The organism is Nocardia sp. NBC_00508, from assembly GCF_036346875.1.
Lineage (GTDB): Bacteria > Actinomycetota > Actinomycetes > Mycobacteriales > Mycobacteriaceae > Nocardia.
Window position 1 is genome coordinate 1,696,170 of sequence record NZ_CP107852.1, and the last position, 18,691, is coordinate 1,714,860.

General features: G+C 68.9%; 19 protein-coding genes. 10 read left to right on the plus strand and 9 right to left on the minus strand.

Annotated elements, in window-relative coordinates; translation table 11 throughout:
* Window positions 1-97 precede the first annotated feature (97 nt).
* The 4 genes from hrcA to OHA40_RS07650 form a co-directional block, all read right to left on the minus strand.
* Window positions 98-1,129, minus strand: coding sequence for a heat-inducible transcriptional repressor HrcA (gene hrcA, locus OHA40_RS07635; RefSeq protein WP_330232366.1), 1,032 nt, complete (start codon window positions 1,127-1,129; stop codon window positions 98-100).
* Between the two features lie 154 nt (window positions 1,130-1,283).
* A complete protein-coding gene (locus OHA40_RS07640) occupies window positions 1,284-2,087 on the minus strand; it encodes an alpha/beta fold hydrolase (protein ID WP_330232367.1) in 804 nt (267 codons plus the stop codon).
* A 15-nt stretch (window positions 2,088-2,102) separates the two neighbouring features.
* Window positions 2,103-2,924 (minus strand): alpha/beta fold hydrolase, encoded by an 822-nt coding sequence (locus tag OHA40_RS07645; protein WP_330232368.1) that lies wholly within the window; start codon window positions 2,922-2,924, stop codon window positions 2,103-2,105.
* Window positions 2,925-2,957: 33 nt separating this feature from the next.
* Window positions 2,958-3,752, minus strand: coding sequence for an alpha/beta hydrolase (locus tag OHA40_RS07650; protein ID WP_330232369.1), 795 nt, complete (start codon window positions 3,750-3,752; stop codon window positions 2,958-2,960).
* Between the two features lie 202 nt (window positions 3,753-3,954).
* On the opposite strand from OHA40_RS07650, the gene OHA40_RS07655 reads away from it, so the two are divergent.
* On the plus strand, window positions 3,955-4,920 hold the full coding sequence (locus tag OHA40_RS07655) for a helix-turn-helix domain-containing protein (RefSeq protein WP_330232370.1): 966 nt from the start codon (window positions 3,955-3,957) through the stop codon (window positions 4,918-4,920).
* On the opposite strand, the gene OHA40_RS07660 is transcribed toward OHA40_RS07655, so the two are convergent.
* The 3 genes from OHA40_RS07660 to OHA40_RS07670 all read right to left on the minus strand — a co-directional run bounded on the left by OHA40_RS07660 (window position 4,921) and on the right by OHA40_RS07670 (window position 7,375).
* Window positions 4,921-5,136 carry a hypothetical protein gene (locus tag OHA40_RS07660; RefSeq protein WP_330232371.1) on the minus strand — a complete coding sequence of 72 codons (216 nt, stop codon included), beginning with the start codon at window positions 5,134-5,136 and terminating at the stop codon, window positions 4,921-4,923. It lies immediately after the preceding gene.
* A gap of 404 nt (window positions 5,137-5,540) precedes the next feature.
* Window positions 5,541-6,701, minus strand: coding sequence for a radical SAM family heme chaperone HemW (gene hemW, locus OHA40_RS07665; RefSeq protein ID WP_330234082.1), 1,161 nt, complete (start codon window positions 6,699-6,701; stop codon window positions 5,541-5,543).
* 266 nt (window positions 6,702-6,967) lie between these two features.
* Complete coding sequence (locus OHA40_RS07670; protein WP_330232372.1) at window positions 6,968-7,375, minus strand: SgcJ/EcaC family oxidoreductase; 408 nt, start codon at window positions 7,373-7,375, stop codon at window positions 6,968-6,970.
* 215 nt (window positions 7,376-7,590) lie between these two features.
* Here OHA40_RS07670 and OHA40_RS34685 point away from each other — a divergent pair, with 215 nt between their 5' ends.
* The 7 genes from OHA40_RS34685 (at window position 7,591) to OHA40_RS07700 (ending at window position 13,734) form a co-directional block, all read left to right on the plus strand.
* Entirely contained in the window at window positions 7,591-7,683 is a 93-nt protein-coding gene (locus OHA40_RS34685; protein WP_369122979.1) for an Ms4527A family Cys-rich leader peptide, read from the plus strand.
* A 125-nt stretch (window positions 7,684-7,808) separates the two neighbouring features.
* Entirely contained in the window at window positions 7,809-9,620 is a 1,812-nt protein-coding gene (locus tag OHA40_RS07675) for a nitrite/sulfite reductase (protein ID WP_330232373.1), read from the plus strand.
* Window positions 9,621-9,640: 20 nt separating this feature from the next.
* Window positions 9,641-10,357 (plus strand): phosphoadenylyl-sulfate reductase, encoded by a 717-nt coding sequence (locus tag OHA40_RS07680; RefSeq protein ID WP_330232374.1) that lies wholly within the window; start codon window positions 9,641-9,643, stop codon window positions 10,355-10,357.
* Window positions 10,336-11,286 (plus strand): sulfate adenylyltransferase subunit CysD, encoded by a 951-nt coding sequence (cysD, locus tag OHA40_RS07685; protein ID WP_442943943.1) that lies wholly within the window; start codon window positions 10,336-10,338, stop codon window positions 11,284-11,286. Before OHA40_RS07680 ends, cysD begins: the two co-directional genes overlap by 22 nt.
* Before the next feature lies 1 nt (window position 11,287).
* Window positions 11,288-12,583, plus strand: coding sequence for a sulfate adenylyltransferase subunit 1 (locus OHA40_RS07690; RefSeq protein WP_330232376.1), 1,296 nt, complete (start codon window positions 11,288-11,290; stop codon window positions 12,581-12,583).
* Between the two features lies 1 nt (window position 12,584).
* The gene (locus OHA40_RS07695; protein WP_330232377.1) at window positions 12,585-13,439 is read left to right on the plus strand and encodes a sirohydrochlorin chelatase; all 855 of its coding nucleotides are present in this window, start codon (window positions 12,585-12,587) and stop codon (window positions 13,437-13,439) included.
* A gap of 85 nt (window positions 13,440-13,524) precedes the next feature.
* Window positions 13,525-13,734, plus strand: coding sequence for a hypothetical protein (locus OHA40_RS07700; protein WP_330232378.1), 210 nt, complete (start codon window positions 13,525-13,527; stop codon window positions 13,732-13,734).
* A 302-nt stretch (window positions 13,735-14,036) separates the two neighbouring features.
* Here OHA40_RS07700 and OHA40_RS07705 read toward each other — a convergent pair whose 3' ends face one another.
* The gene (locus OHA40_RS07705) at window positions 14,037-14,669 is read right to left on the minus strand and encodes a TetR/AcrR family transcriptional regulator (RefSeq protein WP_330232379.1); all 633 of its coding nucleotides are present in this window, start codon (window positions 14,667-14,669) and stop codon (window positions 14,037-14,039) included.
* A gap of 101 nt (window positions 14,670-14,770) precedes the next feature.
* Here OHA40_RS07705 and OHA40_RS07710 point away from each other — a divergent pair, with 101 nt between their 5' ends.
* Window positions 14,771-16,183, plus strand: coding sequence for an MFS transporter (locus OHA40_RS07710; RefSeq protein WP_330232380.1), 1,413 nt, complete (start codon window positions 14,771-14,773; stop codon window positions 16,181-16,183).
* A gap of 75 nt (window positions 16,184-16,258) precedes the next feature.
* The gene (locus OHA40_RS07715) at window positions 16,259-16,936 is read left to right on the plus strand and encodes an SGNH/GDSL hydrolase family protein (RefSeq protein WP_330232381.1); all 678 of its coding nucleotides are present in this window, start codon (window positions 16,259-16,261) and stop codon (window positions 16,934-16,936) included.
* A 775-nt stretch (window positions 16,937-17,711) separates the two neighbouring features.
* Here OHA40_RS07715 and OHA40_RS07720 read toward each other — a convergent pair.
* The gene (locus tag OHA40_RS07720; protein ID WP_330232382.1) at window positions 17,712-18,686 is read right to left on the minus strand and encodes a helix-turn-helix transcriptional regulator; all 975 of its coding nucleotides are present in this window, start codon (window positions 18,684-18,686) and stop codon (window positions 17,712-17,714) included.
* Window positions 18,687-18,691 lie beyond the last annotated feature (5 nt).

The following is an 18,691-nucleotide window of genomic DNA, read 5'->3' on the forward strand; positions in this document are numbered from 1 at the left end:
CGTTCACCGCGCGCCGACAACAGCATTAGTCTTGTGCACTCAACTTTATCCGGCCGAAAGTCCGAGCGTAGCAGCGGCGTGGGTGGCCGGTGTCACGTCAGCGCTCGGCCAGGACCTCGCCGATATACCGGGCGACAGCCGCCACCGAGGCGATCGTTCCTGGGTAGTCCATCCGGGTCGGCCCGAGCACGCCCATTCCGCCGAGCACCGCGCCCGCCGCGCCATAGCCGGTCGACACCACCGACGTGCCGCGCATCTGCTCGACCTGCGTCTCCTCGCCGATCCGCACCGTGACCCGCCCCGGCTGCTGGGCCGCGGCGAGCAGCTTGAGCACGATCACCTGTTCCTCCAGCGCCTCCAGCACCGCGCGCAACGAGCCGGGGAAGCCGAAGTCGGCGGCATTGCGGGTGAGGTTGGCGGTGCCGCCGAGCACCAATCGTTCCTCCGGATGCTCCACCAGCGTCTCCACCAGCACCGTGGACACCCGGACCAGCACGTCGCGCAGTCGCAGCGGCGCGCGCTCGGGCAGCTCCGCGACCGCCGCCGAGGCCGAGGCCAGGCGCTTGCCGTCCATCGCACCGCCGAGCATGCCGCGCAGCGCGGCCAGATCGTCGTCATCGATCAGCGCGCCGAGTTCCACCAGGCGCTGGTCGACCCGGCCGGTGTCGGTGATCACCACCAGCAGCAGCCGCGCCGGATTGAGCGCGACCACCTCGATGTGCCGGACCGTGGACGCCGACACGGTGGGGTACTGCACGACCGCGACCTGCCTGGTCAGCTGGGCCAGCAACCGGACACCACGGCGCAGGACGTCATCGAGGTCGACGCCCGACTCCAAGAACTCCATGATCGCCCTGCGCTCCGCAGGCGACAGCGGCTTCACCTCGGAAATCCGGTCCACGAACTGCCGATAGCCCTTGTCGGTGGGTATCCGCCCGGAACTCGTGTGCGGTTGTGTGATGTAGCCCTCGGCCTCGAGCACCGCCATGTCGTTGCGCACCGTCGCGCTGGAAACACCCAGGTTGTGCCGATCGACCAGCGACTTCGACCCGATCGGCTCCTTGGTCGCGACATAGTCCGCGACGATCGCGCGCAGGACCTCGAAGCGCCGATCCTCGGTGCTCGACATCGGCCCCACCTCCTCGCTTTCGTCTCCGGTCGCACCGTACCGGCGCCCACCAGCCATTACCGGCGAATTCCCGGTTCGTCTGTTTATCCAGTCTAATTGCCGGGAGCGGAACGACTTGTCTGTACTGAGAGTGCGGGGTTGCTCGGCGGAGCGATCAGTTCGGAACGGCGGCTTGGACCACCGCGGCGACGTCGTCGGGTTGGGAGACCAGGGAGGCGTGGGAGGCGTCGATCTCGCTGGTTCGGGCGCCCATGCGCTGGGCCATGAAGCGCTGCGACGACGGCGGGATCACGCGGTCGGCGGCCGCGACCAGATACCAGCTGGGGGTGGTCGACCACGAGGGCGGGCCGGAGGGTTGGAGGTTGGCGGCCACCGCGATGGAGCGCTGGTGCGCAAACATGTCGGCGGCCGTCGCGGAGTCGACATCCTGGGCGAAGACCGCGTTGAAGCTGTCGGGTGCGAGGTAGCCGTCGACGTTTTTACCCGCGATGCCCTGCGGGTCGTCGACGACCTTCACCTGCAGCGCGGGCGGCAGCAGTTGACTGCCTGGAAAGCGGATCGGGTCGAGGGCCGCTTGGGCGATCTCGCCTTGCACCGGCGCGAACGCGTTGATGTAGACCAGCGATTCGACCTGCGGATCATTCACGTTGCTGATCACGAAGCCGCCGTAGGAGTGGCCGACCAGCACCATGGGACCGGAGATCGTGTCCAGTGTCCGCTGCACGGCAGCGGCGTCATAGGCCGGTCCGCGCAGCGGATTGTCCGGCGTCACCACGCGATAGCCGCGCTCGCGCAGCAGCGCCGCGACGCCGTCCCAGCTCGTGGTGTCGGCGAAGGCGCCGTGCACGAGCACGATGGTGGGTAACGTTTGCGCCTGCGCGGGGCCGCCGGACACGACGGCGGCGATGGCGATGGCGAGCGCGGCCATGCCGCCGCGCAGGGTACGTCTGGGCTTCATAGGGTTCGCGCCTCCTCAGTTCTTCAGGAAGTCGAGCAGGTCGGCGTTGAATGCCTTTTCGTATGCTCCGCATAGGCCATGCGGGGCACCGGGATACACCTTCAGCTCGGCGCGCGGCAGCAGCCTCGCGGTCTCGGCCGCCGAGGCCGCGAAAGGGACGATCTGGTCGTCGTCACCATGCGCCACCAGGATCGGAATATCGATGCTCGGCAGTTCCGCGGTGAAATCGGTCTCCGAGAAGGCCTTGACACAGTCCAGCGCGCCCTTCAGCCCGACCTGCATGCCCATCAGCCAGAAATGGTCCCGAAGACCTTGCGAGACAGACGATCCCGCGCGATTCGCGCCGTAGAAGAGTGCGGACAGATCCTGGTAGAACTGCGAGCGATCGGCGGCTACGCCCGCGCGAATGTCATCGAAGACATCGATCGGCAGTCCTTCGGGATTGGCGTCGGTCCGCAGCATCAGCGGCGGAACCGCACCGACAAGAACGGCTTTCGCGACCCGGGAGGTGCCGTGCCGAGACAGGTACCTGGTGACCTCGCCGCCGCCGGTGGAGTGCCCGACCAGAACGGCGTCGGTCACGTTCAGCTCGTTGAGCACGGCGGCGAGATCGTCGGCGTAGTGGTCCATGTCGTGCCCGCCCCACACCTGGCCGGAGCGGCCGTGACCGCGCCGATCGTGCGCGATCGCGCGATAGCCTCTGCTTGCCACCAGGTTCATCTGGTTGTCCCAGGCGTCCGCGTTCAGCGGCCAGCCGTGGCTGAACACCACGGGGTGTCCCGAACCCCAGTCCTTGTAGTAGATCTCGACGCCATCGGTGGTTGTGATCGTCGGCATGGATGTTCCCTTCGATCTGGAATGGATGTCGGACTACGACGCGCCGCGCACCGGCGGGAGGTGCTCGGCGAGGAATTCCGAAGCGGTATCCGCCAGCGCACGCCAACCGTGATCGGCGGGCATGGAGTGTGCCCGATCGGCGAAGACCCTGAGCTCGGTCACCGCCGGATTGCGGCGCTGGATCCGGTAGGCCGACCGCACGGCGGCCTCCGGAACGGTGCGGTCGAGGCCGCCGGCGATCATCAGCAGCGGCCCGCGGTCGCTGCGGGTGTCGACCGCCACCTCGCTGCGCGGCAGGACATTGGCCAGTCCCGCCTGGAACAGCGGGCGTCCCGGCGCGGGGATGGCATAGTCGGCGAACAGCTGGTCGGACTCCGCGCGGGACACGCCGTTGGCGAAGGCGCGGTGGTAGCTCTCGGCCGTGTGCGACCACGTCTTGGCGCGCAGCCAGGGGCGGCCCAGGATCGGCAGCACGTTGCGCAGCTGCACCGGTGGCAGCGTCAGCACCCCTTTGAACTGCGCGGGCGCGATGGCGACACACGCGCTCGCGAAGCCGGTCCCGAGCAGTTTCTGGGCGATCAATCCGCCGAAGGAGTGCCCGATGACCACCGGCGGCATCGGCAACGTGGAGATGAACTCCGCATAGTGGTCGGTGACCTCGGCGATGCCGCGATTGTTCAGCGGTGCGGGATCCTTCCTGGTGGCCTCAGGGGTCTCGCCGTCGCCGGGCCACCCTGGCGCCGAGGCCTGGTACCCCGCGCCGTCGAACAGTTCGACCCACGGCGCCCAGCTGCTGCTGTGCATCCACAGGCCATGAATGAACACCACCGGACGTGATCGTGGTCGCGCCACCATGCCTCCTACGGCGAAACGGGAATCGACCCCTGTCGATCACCGTTCGACAGCGTATGACGCACGGCGGCCGGAAAAATGACTGTCCGTGCACGATCCTCGGCTCAGAATGCACGGCCCGATCGGCCGGGTCCGTGCGAGGATTGCCGAATCTGTCCCAATTGCGACGGAGGCTGCCATGACGGTCGTGTTCAATTCGGACACCATCGCGCCGCACAAGCGGGTGGACGCGGTGGCCACAGCTGTGCAGGAGGCGTCGGTACCGTCCCACGTCGTGCTGGACGGACCCCAGGAGCGTGTCCACGCCACGTTCGACGTGTGGCAGTTCGGCGAAGCGAGCATCTTTCGTGCCCGCACCTCGGGTATTCAGCTCATCCGGACGCCGAAGCAGGTGCGCACCTCACCCGCGCCGGTGCTGGCGGTGGCGGTACAGCAGGTGGGCGACGGAAGGTATGAGCAGGGTGGCGTGCAGCGCGTTGTGCGGCCCGGCGAACTGCACGTGATGGACCTGAACGCGCCCTACGACTTCAGCTGGCACGGTGACGGCGCGTCCACCTGCCTGCACGTGCCGCTCGATCAACTCGGCTTGCCCGCCGAGCTGATCAGCCAGGCCGCGGCCCGGGTGCAGGACAGCCCGCACTATCGGCTGGTCGCCAACCACATCGTCCAGTTGACCACCGTCGCCGACGCGCTCAGCGCCGACCCGGCGGCCGCGCTGTCGGGCTGCGCCAGCATCGAATTGATTCGCGGACTGCTGTTGTCGGCGGGCAGCGACGACGGCAACGCCGCCGTCGTCCCGTCGGACATCCTGCTATCCCGGATGCGGGCCTACGTTCGGCGCAACCTGGCCGACCCCGATCTGGGCGCGGAACAGGTCGCCAAGGCGCACAACATGTCGGTCCGGCAGCTGTACAAGATCTGCGCGAACGCGGAGTACAGCCTCGAGCAGTGGATCATCAGCCAGCGCTTGGAGCAGGTACGCGCCGATCTGACGAAGCCGGACCACCGGCACCGGACGATCTCGATGATCGCTCGGCGCTGGGGTTTTCGCGACCCGTCCCATTTCGCCCGGCGCTTTCGCGCCGCCTACGGACTCTCTCCGCGGGAATGGCGCAGGGTCGCGCTGGACGCCGATGAGCCGTAGTCAGCGGCGATCGGGGATTCTCGCCTGCTTGCCCGCGCGGGCGTCGAGGCCGAGCATCGCCAGTAAGGACTGGCAGTCGGCGGCGTTCTCCGCGTAGCTGGCTACGGTGCGGGCGGCGACGGCGCATTGGCGCGCGGTCGCCGCTTTCTCCGCTGCCCGCGCTTCCGCGAACTCGCCCGGTTCATGGATAAGGGTGATGTGGGGTGCCGAAGCCATGAGTCTCCTTGGGGTTGGTCGAAGCCTACGTTGCCGACCGGCGCCGCGTGACCGAAACCGGACGCGGAGTTCGCCGGATCCCCGGATCCCCGACCCGAAGTCGGACATGGCCCGTGCGGGGCACGATCACACGCCATACCGCTTGTGCGAGTTCCCATCGCGGACGTCGCCGAGGACGGCCGCTGCCCAGTTCCCCTCGGCGCAAACGGAACACGTCGGCGGCGGACAAGCAGCCGTGGGTCGGCCTGCCGCCAGCCGGCCCGGCCGTCCGAAAACCGTGGCCCCGGCGCGCGTTTCTCGAGGTTCACCACGATTCGGCCCGCCCGGTGAGGTGGCCACCTGCTGCATCGGCGACGGCCCACGTGATCAGCGGCTCGACCGGACTCGATGGGCGCCGGCGCGGTTCAGGCGAGCAGGTCACGGACGACGCCGTCGGCGAGGAGGCGGCCTCGATCGGTGAGGACGAGGCGGTCGCCGGTGCGAAAGGCGAGACCGTCGGCTATCACGCGGTCGACCGCGGGGGCGGCGGTGGAGGCCAGATCAGCCAGGGGCAGGCCGGTGCGCAGGCGAACGGCGAGCATGATCCGCTCGGTGTACCGCTCATCGTCGGAGAGCGCTTCCCAGCCCGCCGCGGGCAAGCCGCCCGCGCCGACCCGGTCGGCGTACCGCGCCGGGTGTTTCACGTTCCACCAGCGCACTCCCCCGACATGGCTGTGCGCGCCCGGACCCGCACCGAGCCAGTCGCCACCGTCCCAGTAGCCGATGTTGTGCCGGCAGATCGCGTCGTCGTTCGCCGCCCAGTTCGACACCTCGTACCAGTCGAGCCCGCCCGCGCGCAGCCTGGCGTCGATGCGTTCGTAGCGGGCAGCGAGCACGTCGTCGTCCGGCGCGGGCAGTTCGCCGCGACGCACCCGCCGGGCCAGTGCGGTGCCGTCCTCGACGATCAGCGAGTAGGCCGAGACATGGTCGACGCCCGCATCGAGCACCGCGTCCGAGCTGGCGTCGAGATCGGCGTCGCGCTCGCCCGGCGTCCCATAGATCAGGTCGAGATTGACGTGCTCGAATCCGGCGGCGCGCGCCTCCCGCGCGGCGGCCACCGCACGACCCGGGGTGTGCGTGCGGTCGAGCACCTTCAGCACGTGCGCCGCGGCGGACTGCATGCCCAGCGACACCCGCGTGAACCCGGCCTCGCGGATGCGCTCGAAGAATTCCGGTGAGGTCGACTCGGGATTGGACTCCGTGGTGACCTCGGCGCCGGGGGCGAGGGTGAACTCGCCGCGCACGGCATCCAAGACCGCGGCCAGCCCGTCACCGCCCAGCAGCGAGGGCGTCCCCCCGCCGACGAAAACGGTGGACACCTCCGGTGTCGCGGTCGGCAACGCCGCGAACTCCCGCGCGGCAGTCGCCAGCTCCCCACGCAACGCCTCGAGCCACGACTGCGGCGACGCCGAGGTGCCGAGTTCACCCGCCGTATAGGTGTTGAAGTCGCAGTATCCACACCGCGTCGCGCAGAACGGAACGTGCACGTACACCCCGAACGACCCCCGCCCGAAATCGCGCAGCATCGGCGCGGAGGCGGTGGCGCTCAGCGGCGCGGTGGCGGAAGAACTCACCTGTCCAGTGTGAACGTCGGCGTGTCGGCGCCGACATCCGGGACACCTGGCGGGAAAAAACACCTCGCCACGCGACCCGGCAACTCCGGCAAGCCGGCGGCGCGAGGACTGCGTCACGAGCGACTTGGACATGGTCACGGCGCTCGTCGAGGAGGAGGCCACCTTCGGGTGCTTCGCCGCCCGCCGGCTGCGATCGCGCGGCCGAACCGCGGACCGGCTCAGTCCGCCACAACCGGGGTGTTCTGGTTGGCGGTGAGCAACCAGCGGCCGTCCTCCTTGGACATGACGTACATCGGAGAGCCCTCGCTGTCCAGGGCGCCGTCGTTGGTGAAGTAGCGCTGGCGCACCTTGACCGCGGCCACGTCGGGGCGAATGAACAGGACGTGCCCGACCTCGTAGGTCGCCTTGCCGTGCGCGGTGGCCCCCGGCAGCACCTGGGCGGTGAACTCGGCGATGGCGGCGCGGCCGAAGAGGTGTTTGCCGTGCCCGGTGGTCCAGATGGCGTCTTCCCGGAACAGCGCGACGAACTCGTCGACGAGCTCGTTCTGCTGGGCGTGTTCGACGGCGGCGACCACCGTGCGGATGGCGTCGATCTCGGCGGCGGTGTCGATGGCTGCGGTACTCATGGCGCACAGCGTGCTACCTCGACCGAACTCGAGGTCAAGCGGAGTGCGTGGCGCGTCACACGGGAGGAAACGGACGTATCACCCGCCGCGGCGGGGTCGCGAACTATGACTGCCGTCACAAACGAGGTCGAGCGTCCAGGGGATTTCCCGCAGCGGCACGGAAAATACCGCACACGGGGTCGGACGGCCCTCGCTGACGTGGCACAATGGGCCGCATGCGCGCTTTGGGAGTACGACTTGTGGCACGTCGCCACGTCGATTACAAGCGCGTCTGCAGCGCCTGCTGTCTGCCCGGTTCCCTCCGGTAGCTCAGCGGCGCCCGATCCCGGGTCCCCGGCGATCCCCGACTTCCTCGGCCCGCTGACACCGTAGGCGTGAGTCAGCCCCTCACGCCCTCAGCAGGATGTACCACCCACCCCGCAGGAGCGACCCTATGACGTCGAGCATCGACGGCGGTCCGACCGATCAGCCCACGCCCGAATCCCGGCCGGGGCACCACGCGCGCGCCGACCGCCCCGCCTCCGAGCGGCGCGTCCGCCCGGACCGCCCGCGTCGCGAGGCGCCCGCCGGGCCGCGCGTCCGCACCGGCAAGCCCGTGCGCCGCAAGGCCGAGGGCCAGTGGGCGCTGGGCTACCGCGAGCCGCTGAACCCGAACGAACAGTCCAAGAAGGACGACAACCCGCTCAACGTCCGCACCCGGATCGAGAACATCTACTCGAAGACCGGTTTCGACGGCATCGACAAGGGCGACCTGCGCGGCCGCTTCCGCTGGTGGGGTCTGTACACCCAGCGCGAGCAGGGCTACGACGGCAGCTGGACCGGCGACGAGAACATCGACCTCCTCGAAGCCGAGTACTTCATGATGCGCATCCGCTGCGACGCCGGCGCGCTGAACGTCGCGCAGCTACGCACCCTCGGGCAGATCTCCACCGAATTCGCGCGCGACACCGCCGATCTCTCCGATCGCGAGAACGTGCAGTACCACTGGATCGAGGTGGAGAACGTCCCCGAGATCTGGAAGCGGATCGAGGCGGTCGGCCTGAAGACCACCGAGGCGTGCGGCGACTGCCCGCGCGTGGTGCTCGGTTCCCCGCTGGCGGGCGAGTCGCTGACCGAGATCATCGACCCCACGCCCGCGATCGAGGAGATCGTGCGCCGCTACATCGGCAAGAAGGAGTACTCCAACCTGCCGCGCAAGTTCAAGACGGCGATCTCCGGCCAGCAGGACGTCGTGCACGAGATCAACGACGTCGCGTTCGTCGGCGTGGAGCACCCCGAACACGGCCCCGGCTTGGACCTGTGGGTAGGCGGCGGCCTGTCCACCAATCCGATGCTCGCGCAGCGGGTGGGCGTCTGGGTGCCGCTGGACGAGGTTCCCGACGTGTGGGAGGGCGTCGTCGCGTTGTTCCGCGACTACGGCTACCGCCGCCTGCGCACCAAGGCCAGGCTGAAGTTCCTGGTCAAGGACTGGGGCATCGAGAAGTTCCGTCAGGTGCTCGAAGACGAGTATCTGAAGCGCAAGCTGATCGACGGACCCGCACCGGAGCAGCCGACCAAGCCGATCGACCACGTCGGCGTGCAGCGGCTGCGCAACGGGCTCAACGCCGTCGGCTTCTCCCCCATCGCGGGCCGGGTGTCGGGCACCATCCTGACCAAGGTCGCCGACGCGGTGGAGCGGATCGGTTCCGACCGCATCCGGTTCACCCCGTACCAGAAACTGATCGTGCTCGATGTTGCCGACGACAAGGTCGACGCGCTGATCGACGAGCTGGAACCACTCGGCTTGCAGGCCCGGCCGTCGCTGTGGCGGCGCAACCTGATGGCCTGCTCCGGCATCGAGTTCTGCAAGCTGTCCTTCGCCGAGACGCGCAAGCGGTCCCAGGTGCTGGTGCCCGAACTGGAGGAGCGGCTGGCGGATCTCAACGCGCAGCTGGATGTTCCGATCACCATCAACATCAACGGCTGCCCGAACTCCTGCGCCCGCTCGCAGATCGCCGACATCGGCTTCAAGGGCCAGTTGGTCGACGACGGCGCCGGGAATCAGGTGGAGGGTTTCCAGGTTCACCTCGGTGGCAGCCTGGGCTTCGACAGCGCCTTCGGACGCAAGCTGCGCCAGCACAAGGTGACCACCGGCGAGCTCGGCGACTACATCGAGCGGGTGGTGCGCAACTTCGTCAAGCACCGCGAGGACGGCGAACGATTCGCGCAGTGGGCGGTACGCGCCGACGAGGCCGACCTGAGATAAGTGTGAACGGGAGATCAACTGTGACAACCGAACTCGCGGAAAAGCTGTCCGAGGACGAACTGCGCGCCATCGCCGCGCGCGGGGCCGCTGAACTCGACGGCGCCTCGGCCACCGAACTGCTGCAGTGGACCGAGAACACCTTCGGTTCCAACTACATCGTGGCCTCGAACATGCAGGACGCGGTGCTGGTGCATTTGGCCGCCCAGATCCGCGCCGGGGTGGACGTGCTCTTCTTGGACACCGGCTACCACTTCGCCGAGACCATCGGCACGCGCGACGCGGTGGAGGCGGTGTACGGGGTGAACGTGGTCAACGCCGAGCCGGAACACACGGTCGCCGAACAGGATCAGCTGCTCGGCAAGGATCTGTTCGCCCGCGAACCCAACGAGTGCTGCCGGTTGCGCAAGGTCGTCCCGCTGCGGAAGTCGCTCGCCGGGTACAACGCCTGGGCCACCGGCATCCGCCGGGTGGAGGCCCCGACGCGGGCCAACGCGCCGCTCATCTCGTTCGACGAGGCGTTCGGACTGGTGAAGATCAACCCGATCGCGCCGTGGTCCGACGACGAGATGCAGGAATACATCGCCACGCACGGCATCCTCGTCAACCCCCTGGTGGAGGAGGGGTATCCGTCCATCGGCTGCGCTCCGTGCACACGGAAGCCGGAGCCGGGATCCGATCCGCGAAGCGGCCGATGGGCCGGCCTCGCCAAGACCGAATGCGGGTTGCATCAATCATGACCGACACCATCCGAAGCGAACGTTCCCTCGGCATCAGCGATTTCGACACACTCGCCGCGCTGGAGTCCGAGTCGATCCACATCTTCCGCGAGGTGGCCGGCGAATTCGAGCGGCCGGTGATCCTGTTCTCCGGCGGCAAGGACTCCACCGTGCTGCTGCACTTGGCGCTCAAGGCGTTCTGGCCCGCGCCGCTGCCGTTCGCGCTGCTGCACGTGGACACCGGGCACAACCTGCCCGAGGTGCTGGAGTTCCGGGACAAGGTGGTCGAACGCTACGACCTGCGCCTGCACGTGGCCAAGGTGGAGGACTACCTGGCCGACGGCCGCCTCACCGAGCGTCCCGACGGAATCCGCAACCCGCTGCAGACCATCCCGCTGCTGGACGCGATCAGCGAGAACCGGTTCGACGCCGTGTTCGGCGGCGGCCGCCGCGACGAGGAACGCTCGCGGGCGAAAGAGCGGATCTTCTCGCTGCGCAACGCTTTCGGGCAGTGGGATCCGAAGCGGCAGCGTCCCGAGCTGTGGAACTTGTACAACGGGCGCCACGCGCCGGGCGAGCACGTGCGCGTGTTCCCGCTGAGCAACTGGACCGAGCTGGACATCTGGCGCTACATCGCTCGCGAGGACATCGACCTGGCGAGCATCTACTACGCGCACGAGCGTCCGGTGTATCTGCGCGACGGCATGTGGATGACCCCCGGCGTGTGGGGCGGTCCGCGCGACGGCGAGGTGCTGGAGACCCGGTCGGTGCGCTACCGCACCGTCGGCGACGGATCCTCCACCGGCGCCATCATTTCCGACGCGGCCGACAACGAGGCGATCCTCGCCGAGGTCGCCGCGTCCCGACTGACCGAACGCGGCGCCACGCGCGGCGACGACCGCGTGTCCGAAGCGGCGATGGAAGACCGCAAACGAGAGGGTTATTTCTGACATGTCCGACCTATTGAGGCTGGCCACCGCCGGTTCTGTCGACGACGGCAAGTCCACCTTGGTCGGACGCCTGCTCTACGACACGAAGTCCGTTCTGGCCGACCAGATCGACGCCGTCACCCGCGCGTCGGTGGACAAAGGTCTCGCCACACCGGATCTCTCGCTGCTCGTGGACGGGTTGCGCGCGGAACGCGAACAGGGCATCACGATCGATGTCGCCTACCGCTACTTCGCCACGCCGCGCCGCTCTTTCGTACTCGCGGACACCCCGGGGCACGTGCAGTACACCCGCAACACCGTCTCCGGGGCATCCACCGCGCAGCTGGTGATTCTGCTCGTCGACGCGCGCAAGGGCGTCATCGAGCAGACCCGCAGGCATGCCGCGGTGCTCGCGCTGCTCGGCGTGCCGAAGCTGGTGCTCGCGGTGAACAAGATCGATCTGGTCGACGACGCCGCCACCGTGTTCGCGGCCATCTGCGCGGAGTTCAACGAGCTCACCCGCACGCTGGGCTGGTCGAATGATGACGTGCTCGAGATTCCGGTCTCGGCATTGCACGGCGACAATATCGCCACGCGGTCGGACAACACCCCGTACTACGACGGTCCCTCGCTGATCGAGCACCTGGAGTCGGTGCCGGTCGACGCCGACAGCACCGGCGATCACGCGCTGGGCCTGCGCTTCCCGGTGCAGTACGTGATCCGGCCGCGCACCGCCGAATACCCGGACTACCGCGGCTACGCGGGACAGATCGCGGCGGGCGCGGTCGCGCCGGGCGACGAAGTCGTGGTGCTGCCCTCCGGTATCCGCACCACCGTGGAGCGGATCGACACTCCCGACGGCGAGCTCGCGGTGGCGCAGACCGGCCGCAGCGTCACACTGATCCTCGCCGACGAGGTCGATATCTCGCGCGGCGACATCATCGCCTCGGCCGCCGACGCGCCGGAGCCCATCGACACGTTCGACGCCACCGTGTGCTGGCTGGGCGACAAGCCGCTGCGCCCCGGCGCGCGGCTGCTGCTCAAGCACGGCACCCGGACCACCCAGGCCATCGTCGGCACGCTGCTGGAACGCTTCGACGAGCAGCGCCTCGCGGCCGATCCGAACCCGGAGTCGTTGGAGCTCAACGATATCGGGCGTATCTCGGTGCGCGTCGCCGAGCCGATCGCGGCCGACGACTACCGGGTGAACCGGCACACCGGCAGCTTTCTGCTGATCGACCCGGCCGGTGGCAACACGCTGGCCGCCGGTTTGGTCGGCGACGTGCTGACCGCGGTCGAGGTCGGCACCGGAGTCTGACATGGCGGTATCGCGAGTTCCGTTCGGCGCCCGGCTGGTCGCGGGCGCCGTGGCGGGCTGCGCGAAATCCCGGTTCGGCCACGCGCCGACCGGCCTCGGACGGGTCAGCGCGGAGCAGCCGCCCGCGCTGATCGCCGTGGCGCACGGGAGTCGCGATCCGCGGTCCGCGGCGACGGTTTCCGCAGTCGTCGCGGCCGTGGCCGCCGCGCGGCCGGACATCGAGGTGCGCACGGCATTTCTCGACCTCACCGCGCCTTCGGTCGAGCAGGTCGTGGATTCCCTTGCCGCCCAGGGGCATACCCACGCGGTGGTCACGCCGCTGCTGCTCGGCAGCGCCTTCCACGCCAGGGTCGACCTGCCCGGCCTGCTCGCCGCGGCCGGCGCCCGCAATCCTCAGCTGCGGTTGACCCAGGCCGATGTGCTCGGCGCCGACGCCTTGCTGATCGGCGCGTTGCGCGATCGCGTGCTCGCCGCCTGCGACATCGATCACACCTCGGCGAATCGGCGAATCGGCGTCGCGCTCGCGGCGGTCGGATCGTCGTCTGCCGCCGCCAACGCGCGCACCGCCGAGGTGGCCGCCCGGCTCGCCGCCCGCACCGGCTGGCTTACCCAGATCTGCTTCGCGACCACCGAACCATCGGTGGCCGAGGCGATTTCGCGTCTGCACGCCCGCGGCGCCGACCACGTCCTGGTCGCGCCCTGGTTCCTCGCACCCGGCCTGCTGACGGACCGCCTGCTCCACGCGGCGCCCCACGCCGTCCACGCCGACGTACTCGGCCCGCACCCGGCCCTCACGGGCGTCATCCTGGATCGCTACCACGCGGCCATCGCCGAGACGCCCGCACTCTCAGCCTGACTGGGCGAGACCGGATCGCCGACACCGTCCCCGCTCAGCCGTGCGGCTACGCAGAAAGGTCGTTGATCTCGATTACATTGGCGGCGTGGGGCTTACCGAATATGAGCCAGGTGATGTCGTGTACTTCCCGGAAGGTCCGTTCTGGGGTATCTGCGGGGTCGTGCGGGAAGTCGGTGCCCGTCGAGCCAAGCTGCGTATCGACTTCGACGAGGGTCTTGTCCACCGCGAAGGGGGCGTGCTGCGGGTGCTGCGTCATAGCCTGACCGTCGGATTCAACGAGGTCGAGCTAGCCTAGGGCTCGACGGCGTGACTGCACAGCTGCCCGACCTCCACCAGCAGTGCACTCGACCCCGATCCGTCCGATCCGGGCTTTGCAGGCAGGGCAATCCGAATGTGCGGACGACAGATCGGCCCGCGTCGCGCTCGGTCGGGGGTCTTCGGGTCAGCTGGCGGTGACGCGTCCGCCAGCCACAACATAGTCGACGGTTTGCGCAACTTTTCCTGGCCCGGCAACTGAGATCGCCCAGGCGGCGGCAACAGCTTGGCGAAGCCCCCCGCAGCGAGGCCCCGATCTGGACTACTTCGTCAACGGGTCGCCTACTGAGTGACGGGTCCACCGAGCAGGTCGTCGACTACGGCACGCGCAGTGGCGACGCCGCGCTCGTCGCCCATCTGCCGGGCGGTGTGCGCCGCGGCGATGACCGCGTCCAGTTCGAAAGCGATGACGTCGGCGCTGCGCTCACCGAGATGGCCTTGTTCCTGCGCGCGGCGAATCTCCTTGACCAGCAACGCCAGCCAGTCCCGGCGGTCCTCGGCGATGGCGTCGCGGACCGGGCCCGGCCTGCTGTCGAACTCGGCGATGGTCGCGACGCGGAAGCATCCGCCGGGGAACGCCGGGTCGGTCACCTGGCCGAACCAGCGCTCGACCAAGGCGTGCAGGCGCGGCAGTCCGCGGGGCTCCCGCATGCTCGGCGTGATCACCGCGTCGATGAACACCTGTCGCGCGGACTGAACCGCCGCCAGTTGCAGGCTCTCCTTACTGCCGAAGAGCGTCGCTATGCCGCTCTTGCTGAGGCCGAGGTCGCCGGCCAACCGGCCGATGCTGATCCCGGTCAGTCCTTCGACGGAAGCCACATCGGCGGCGCGGCGGGCGATTGATGCGCGGGATCGCGCTCCTTTGGCCAAACGCTGATCGATGTCGCGCGGCGGGTCGGTTGCGGACTCGGTCATGGCCCCATCCTTCCACTCAGCGGTTGCTTATACGAACGTACGGTCGTACTTTAATTGTACGACCGATCGTGCGTTTTGTTTCTCTCTCCCGAAGGACTCCTATGACCGACGTGTCCGCGCGGGCCCAAAGCCCGCCAACCGCGAGCGCGGCTACCCGCACACTGCTGATCGCCTGCGGCGCGGCATTCATCGCATTCCTCGACCTCTCGGTCGTCAACATCGCCTTCCCCTCCATCGCCCGCGACTACCCCGGCACGGCGGCCACCACGCTGACCTGGGTGGTCAGCGGGTACGCGGTCGCCTTCGCCGCGCTGCTCACCCCGGCGGGCCGGTTCGCGGACGTGCTCGGGCGCCGCAGGCTCTTTCTCGGCGCACTGGCCGGTTTCGCCCTGACCTCCCTGCTGTGCGGGTTCGCGCCCACCGCGGGCTGGCTCATCGCGGGCCGGGTGCTGCAAGGCGCCACCGCGGCGCTGATGGTGCCCGCCGCCCTCGGACTTGTGCTCGCCGCCACCCCGCGCGAGAAGATCGGCGCGGCGATCGGAGCCTGGTCGGCCGCCGGCGGGTTCGCCGCCGTGGTCGGTCCCGCGCTCGGCGGGGCGCTGGTCGAAGGCTTCAGCTGGCGAGCGGTTTTCGTGATCAACGTGCCGGTGGCTGCCGTGCTCATCGCGGCGGCGGCCCGCATCCCGGCTTCCGACGTCCGGCCGCCCGGTAGTGCGCTACCGGATCCGCTCGGCACGCTCGCGGTCGCGCTCGGTCTCGGCGGTGTGGTGGCGGGCGTCACCGAAGGGCAACGCTGGGGCTGGACCTCGGCGGGGACGCTCACCACGCTGATCGGCGGCGGGCTGTTGGTCGTGGCCGCGCTCGTGCGCTCGGCGCGTCACCAGGATCCGGCGATCGCCGTGGAGCTCTGGCGCAGCAAGTCGTACGCGCTGGCCAACGCGACCTCGTTCGTCTTCGGTGCCGCGATGTTCGCCTGGCTGCTGGCGGGACCGCTCTTCCTGGACGCGATCTGGGGCTATTCGGTGCTCGGCTCCGCGGGCGCGATGACCATCGGGGCGGTGGCCTCGATGGTGACCGCGACCATCGCGGGACGAGTCGGCTCTCCCGCGGCCAGGCGGTGGCTCGGGGTGCTCGGCGCGTTGATGTTCGTCGCCTGCACGGTATGGATGAGCACGGACGCCTTCGGTTCGACTCCGGCGCTGTGGTCGGCGTGGATTCCGGCTGGCGTGCTCGGCGGTGGCGGCATCGGGTTCCTGGTCACCGTGCTGGGTACCGCGGCCGCGAGTTCGCTTCCGCCGCAGCGATTCGCCGCGGGCACCGGCATGAATCTGACGGCGCGGCAGGTGGGTGGTGCGCTCGGCGTCGCCGTGCTGGCCGCGGTGTTCGCGGCGCGTCCCGGCGATCCGCTCGGCGCGTTCCACACCCTGTTCGCCGTCTGCGCGGGCATCGCCACGGTCGCCGCATGTCTGGCGGCCTTGCCCATCCGCACCCTGTCCCACTCCACCGACAGCTAGGAAGATTCCATGAGCGAGCCCAGCCGGCGAATCATCGATACAGCGCGCGTAGCGGATGACGAGCGAAGCGCAATCATGAGCGACATTCGCACCGAGGCCAACGACCCGATGCTGCTGCCCCCTGAGGAACAACGCCGCCTGCTCGCCGACGCGCCATGGCGGCGATACGCAGTGCTCGGCGACTCCATCGCCCAAGGCGTGGGCGACCCGAGCCCAGGGTACGAGCCGGTGGGATGGGCCGACCGCGTCGCCGCCGTGCTCACCGCGGTGCGTCCCGGTCTCGCCTACTCGAACACCGGCCGGATCGGCGCCACCTCCGCGCAGGTACTCGCCGAACAGCTGCCGTTCGTGCTCGAATTCCGGCCGGACCTGGTGCATCTCAGCTGCGGTGGCAACGACCTGTTCCTGCCGGGCGGCGACATCGCCTCCCTGCGCGAGAACCTGAACACCCTGTTCGGAACGCTGGCCCGCACGGGGGCCCAGGTCGTCACCTTCACGCTGGCCGACGTCTGGGAAATCGAGCACATGGCGCCGATGCGTCCGATGCGCGACCGCATGGCCGCGCTCAACGATCTCGTCCGCGAGCTGGCCGCCCGCTACGACGCGCTCCTGCTCGAACTCTGGGCTCACCCGCTGCGCCTGCGCCCCGACTTGATGAGCGCCGACCTCATCCACTTCAGCATGAGCGGCCACGCAGTGCTCGCCTCGGACATGGTGCGCACGTTGGCCGACCGCATTCCCGCCGCTCGCTGATTCCCGATCGGAACGTGGCGGAGGCCGACCGAAACACGCAGAAGCTCAGTTGGACAACTCGAATACGGCTCGGGTCCGGAGCAGCGAGGCGCCCCGGACCCGGACCGGATCGGCTACGGAATCAGAAGCATTCCAAAGAAATCGGAGACCGCACGGACAAACTGATCGATGAAGCGAGGAATCATCACGTTACCTCCTGCCGTCCAGTGAAGTTACCCATCAGCCCGTACTGAATCTGCTATCCAGCAACGGATTAGAAGGAATTCGTTGCAGACCATGCAAAAGATGGAACCCGCCGGTGTTCTCACGGCACTGCCGCCGGATTCCTGCTCATGTAGTGGCTCAGCCGAACAGGCCCTCGGCTACGCGTCCAGTTCGTGAAGATCTCGGTACCGAGTCGTCCGGTTCGCCGCCGCCTGGGGCCGTGTCCCATTCCTTCCGCCTTCAGCCTGAGCGGCCACGCCGTGCTCGCCTCGGACATGGCACGGACCTTGGCCGAACGGATTTCGGCCTCTCGCTGATTCTCCAATCGGGACGTGGCGGAGCCTCTTGCGGCGTGTGCCACCGTCACGTCCCGATCACCGCCCTATGCCGCCGCACCGAACCGCCGCGATCCGTCACGTACCGCGCCACAAGCAATCACCACGCCGCCTGATCCATCACGCGCGCGCAGAGCGACTTCTGCAGCGCTCGGCTCAACCCCGCCCCACGCGGCTGCTGGCGACCGCGATCCGTGACGTCGCATATAGGCCAACGGATCTGCCCGCGGAATTCGTCAGAGAGCACCGCCGGACGCACTGTCCGTGCCGGGGCCGTAGCGGTCGAGTAGTTCGGCGCCGAGGCGGGCCAGTTCGGCGCGGACCTCGGGTGGGCCGAGTACTTCGATCGATGCTCCCCACCCGGCCAGCTGCTGGGCGATCATCCACGCTGTCGGGGCGGTGATGCGGACCCGGACGCGACCGTCGTCGGCCGGACCGTCCACGACGCAGTGCCTGCCCTGCTGGTTGCGCAGGATCGGCACCAGGCGCTCGGGCACGAGGACGGTCGCGGCGGCGGTCGCGCGCTGCTGCTCCATCTCCTCGACCACCGCCGCCCAGGCGGTGGCGAGATCGAAATCGTCCGGGCGGTCGGCGATTTCGTCGGTCGGGATCGCTTCGGCGATGCGATCGACACGGAAGGTTCGCTGTCCGCGCTCGGTCCCCGCGACCAGGTACCAGACGGCGTCCTTGTCGACCAGACCCCAAGGGTCGACGAGACGTTCAGAGCGCTCGCCGGTCCGGTTCGCATAGCGCAGCCGAACCTTGTTGCGCTGCACGACCGCTCGTTGCAGCAGCGATACCACCGGCGGCAATTCACGGTCGGTCGCTCCCCAGCGGGCCGGGTCGATCACCACGGCGTCGGCCGCTGCTTCGGCATCACCGCGGAAGGTCTGCGGAAGTGCCCGCACCAGCTTGCGCAGCGCGGATCTGGCTTCCGGCACCGCACCCGCGGACGGGCCGGCCAGCAGGAACAATGCGCGCGCCTCCCCCGCGGTCAAACCGCTCAGGTCGGTACGTGCGCCGCCTACCAGCGACCACCCGCCGCCGCGCCCTGGCTGCGGATACACCGGCACACCGGCCGCCGAAAGCGCCTCGAGATCCCGCCGCGCGGTGGCGATCGAGGTCTCCAGTTCCGCGGCGACCTGCGCGGCCGTCACCCGACCGCGGGTCTGCATCATCAGAAGGATCGCCACCAACCTGTCCGCTCGCATACGAA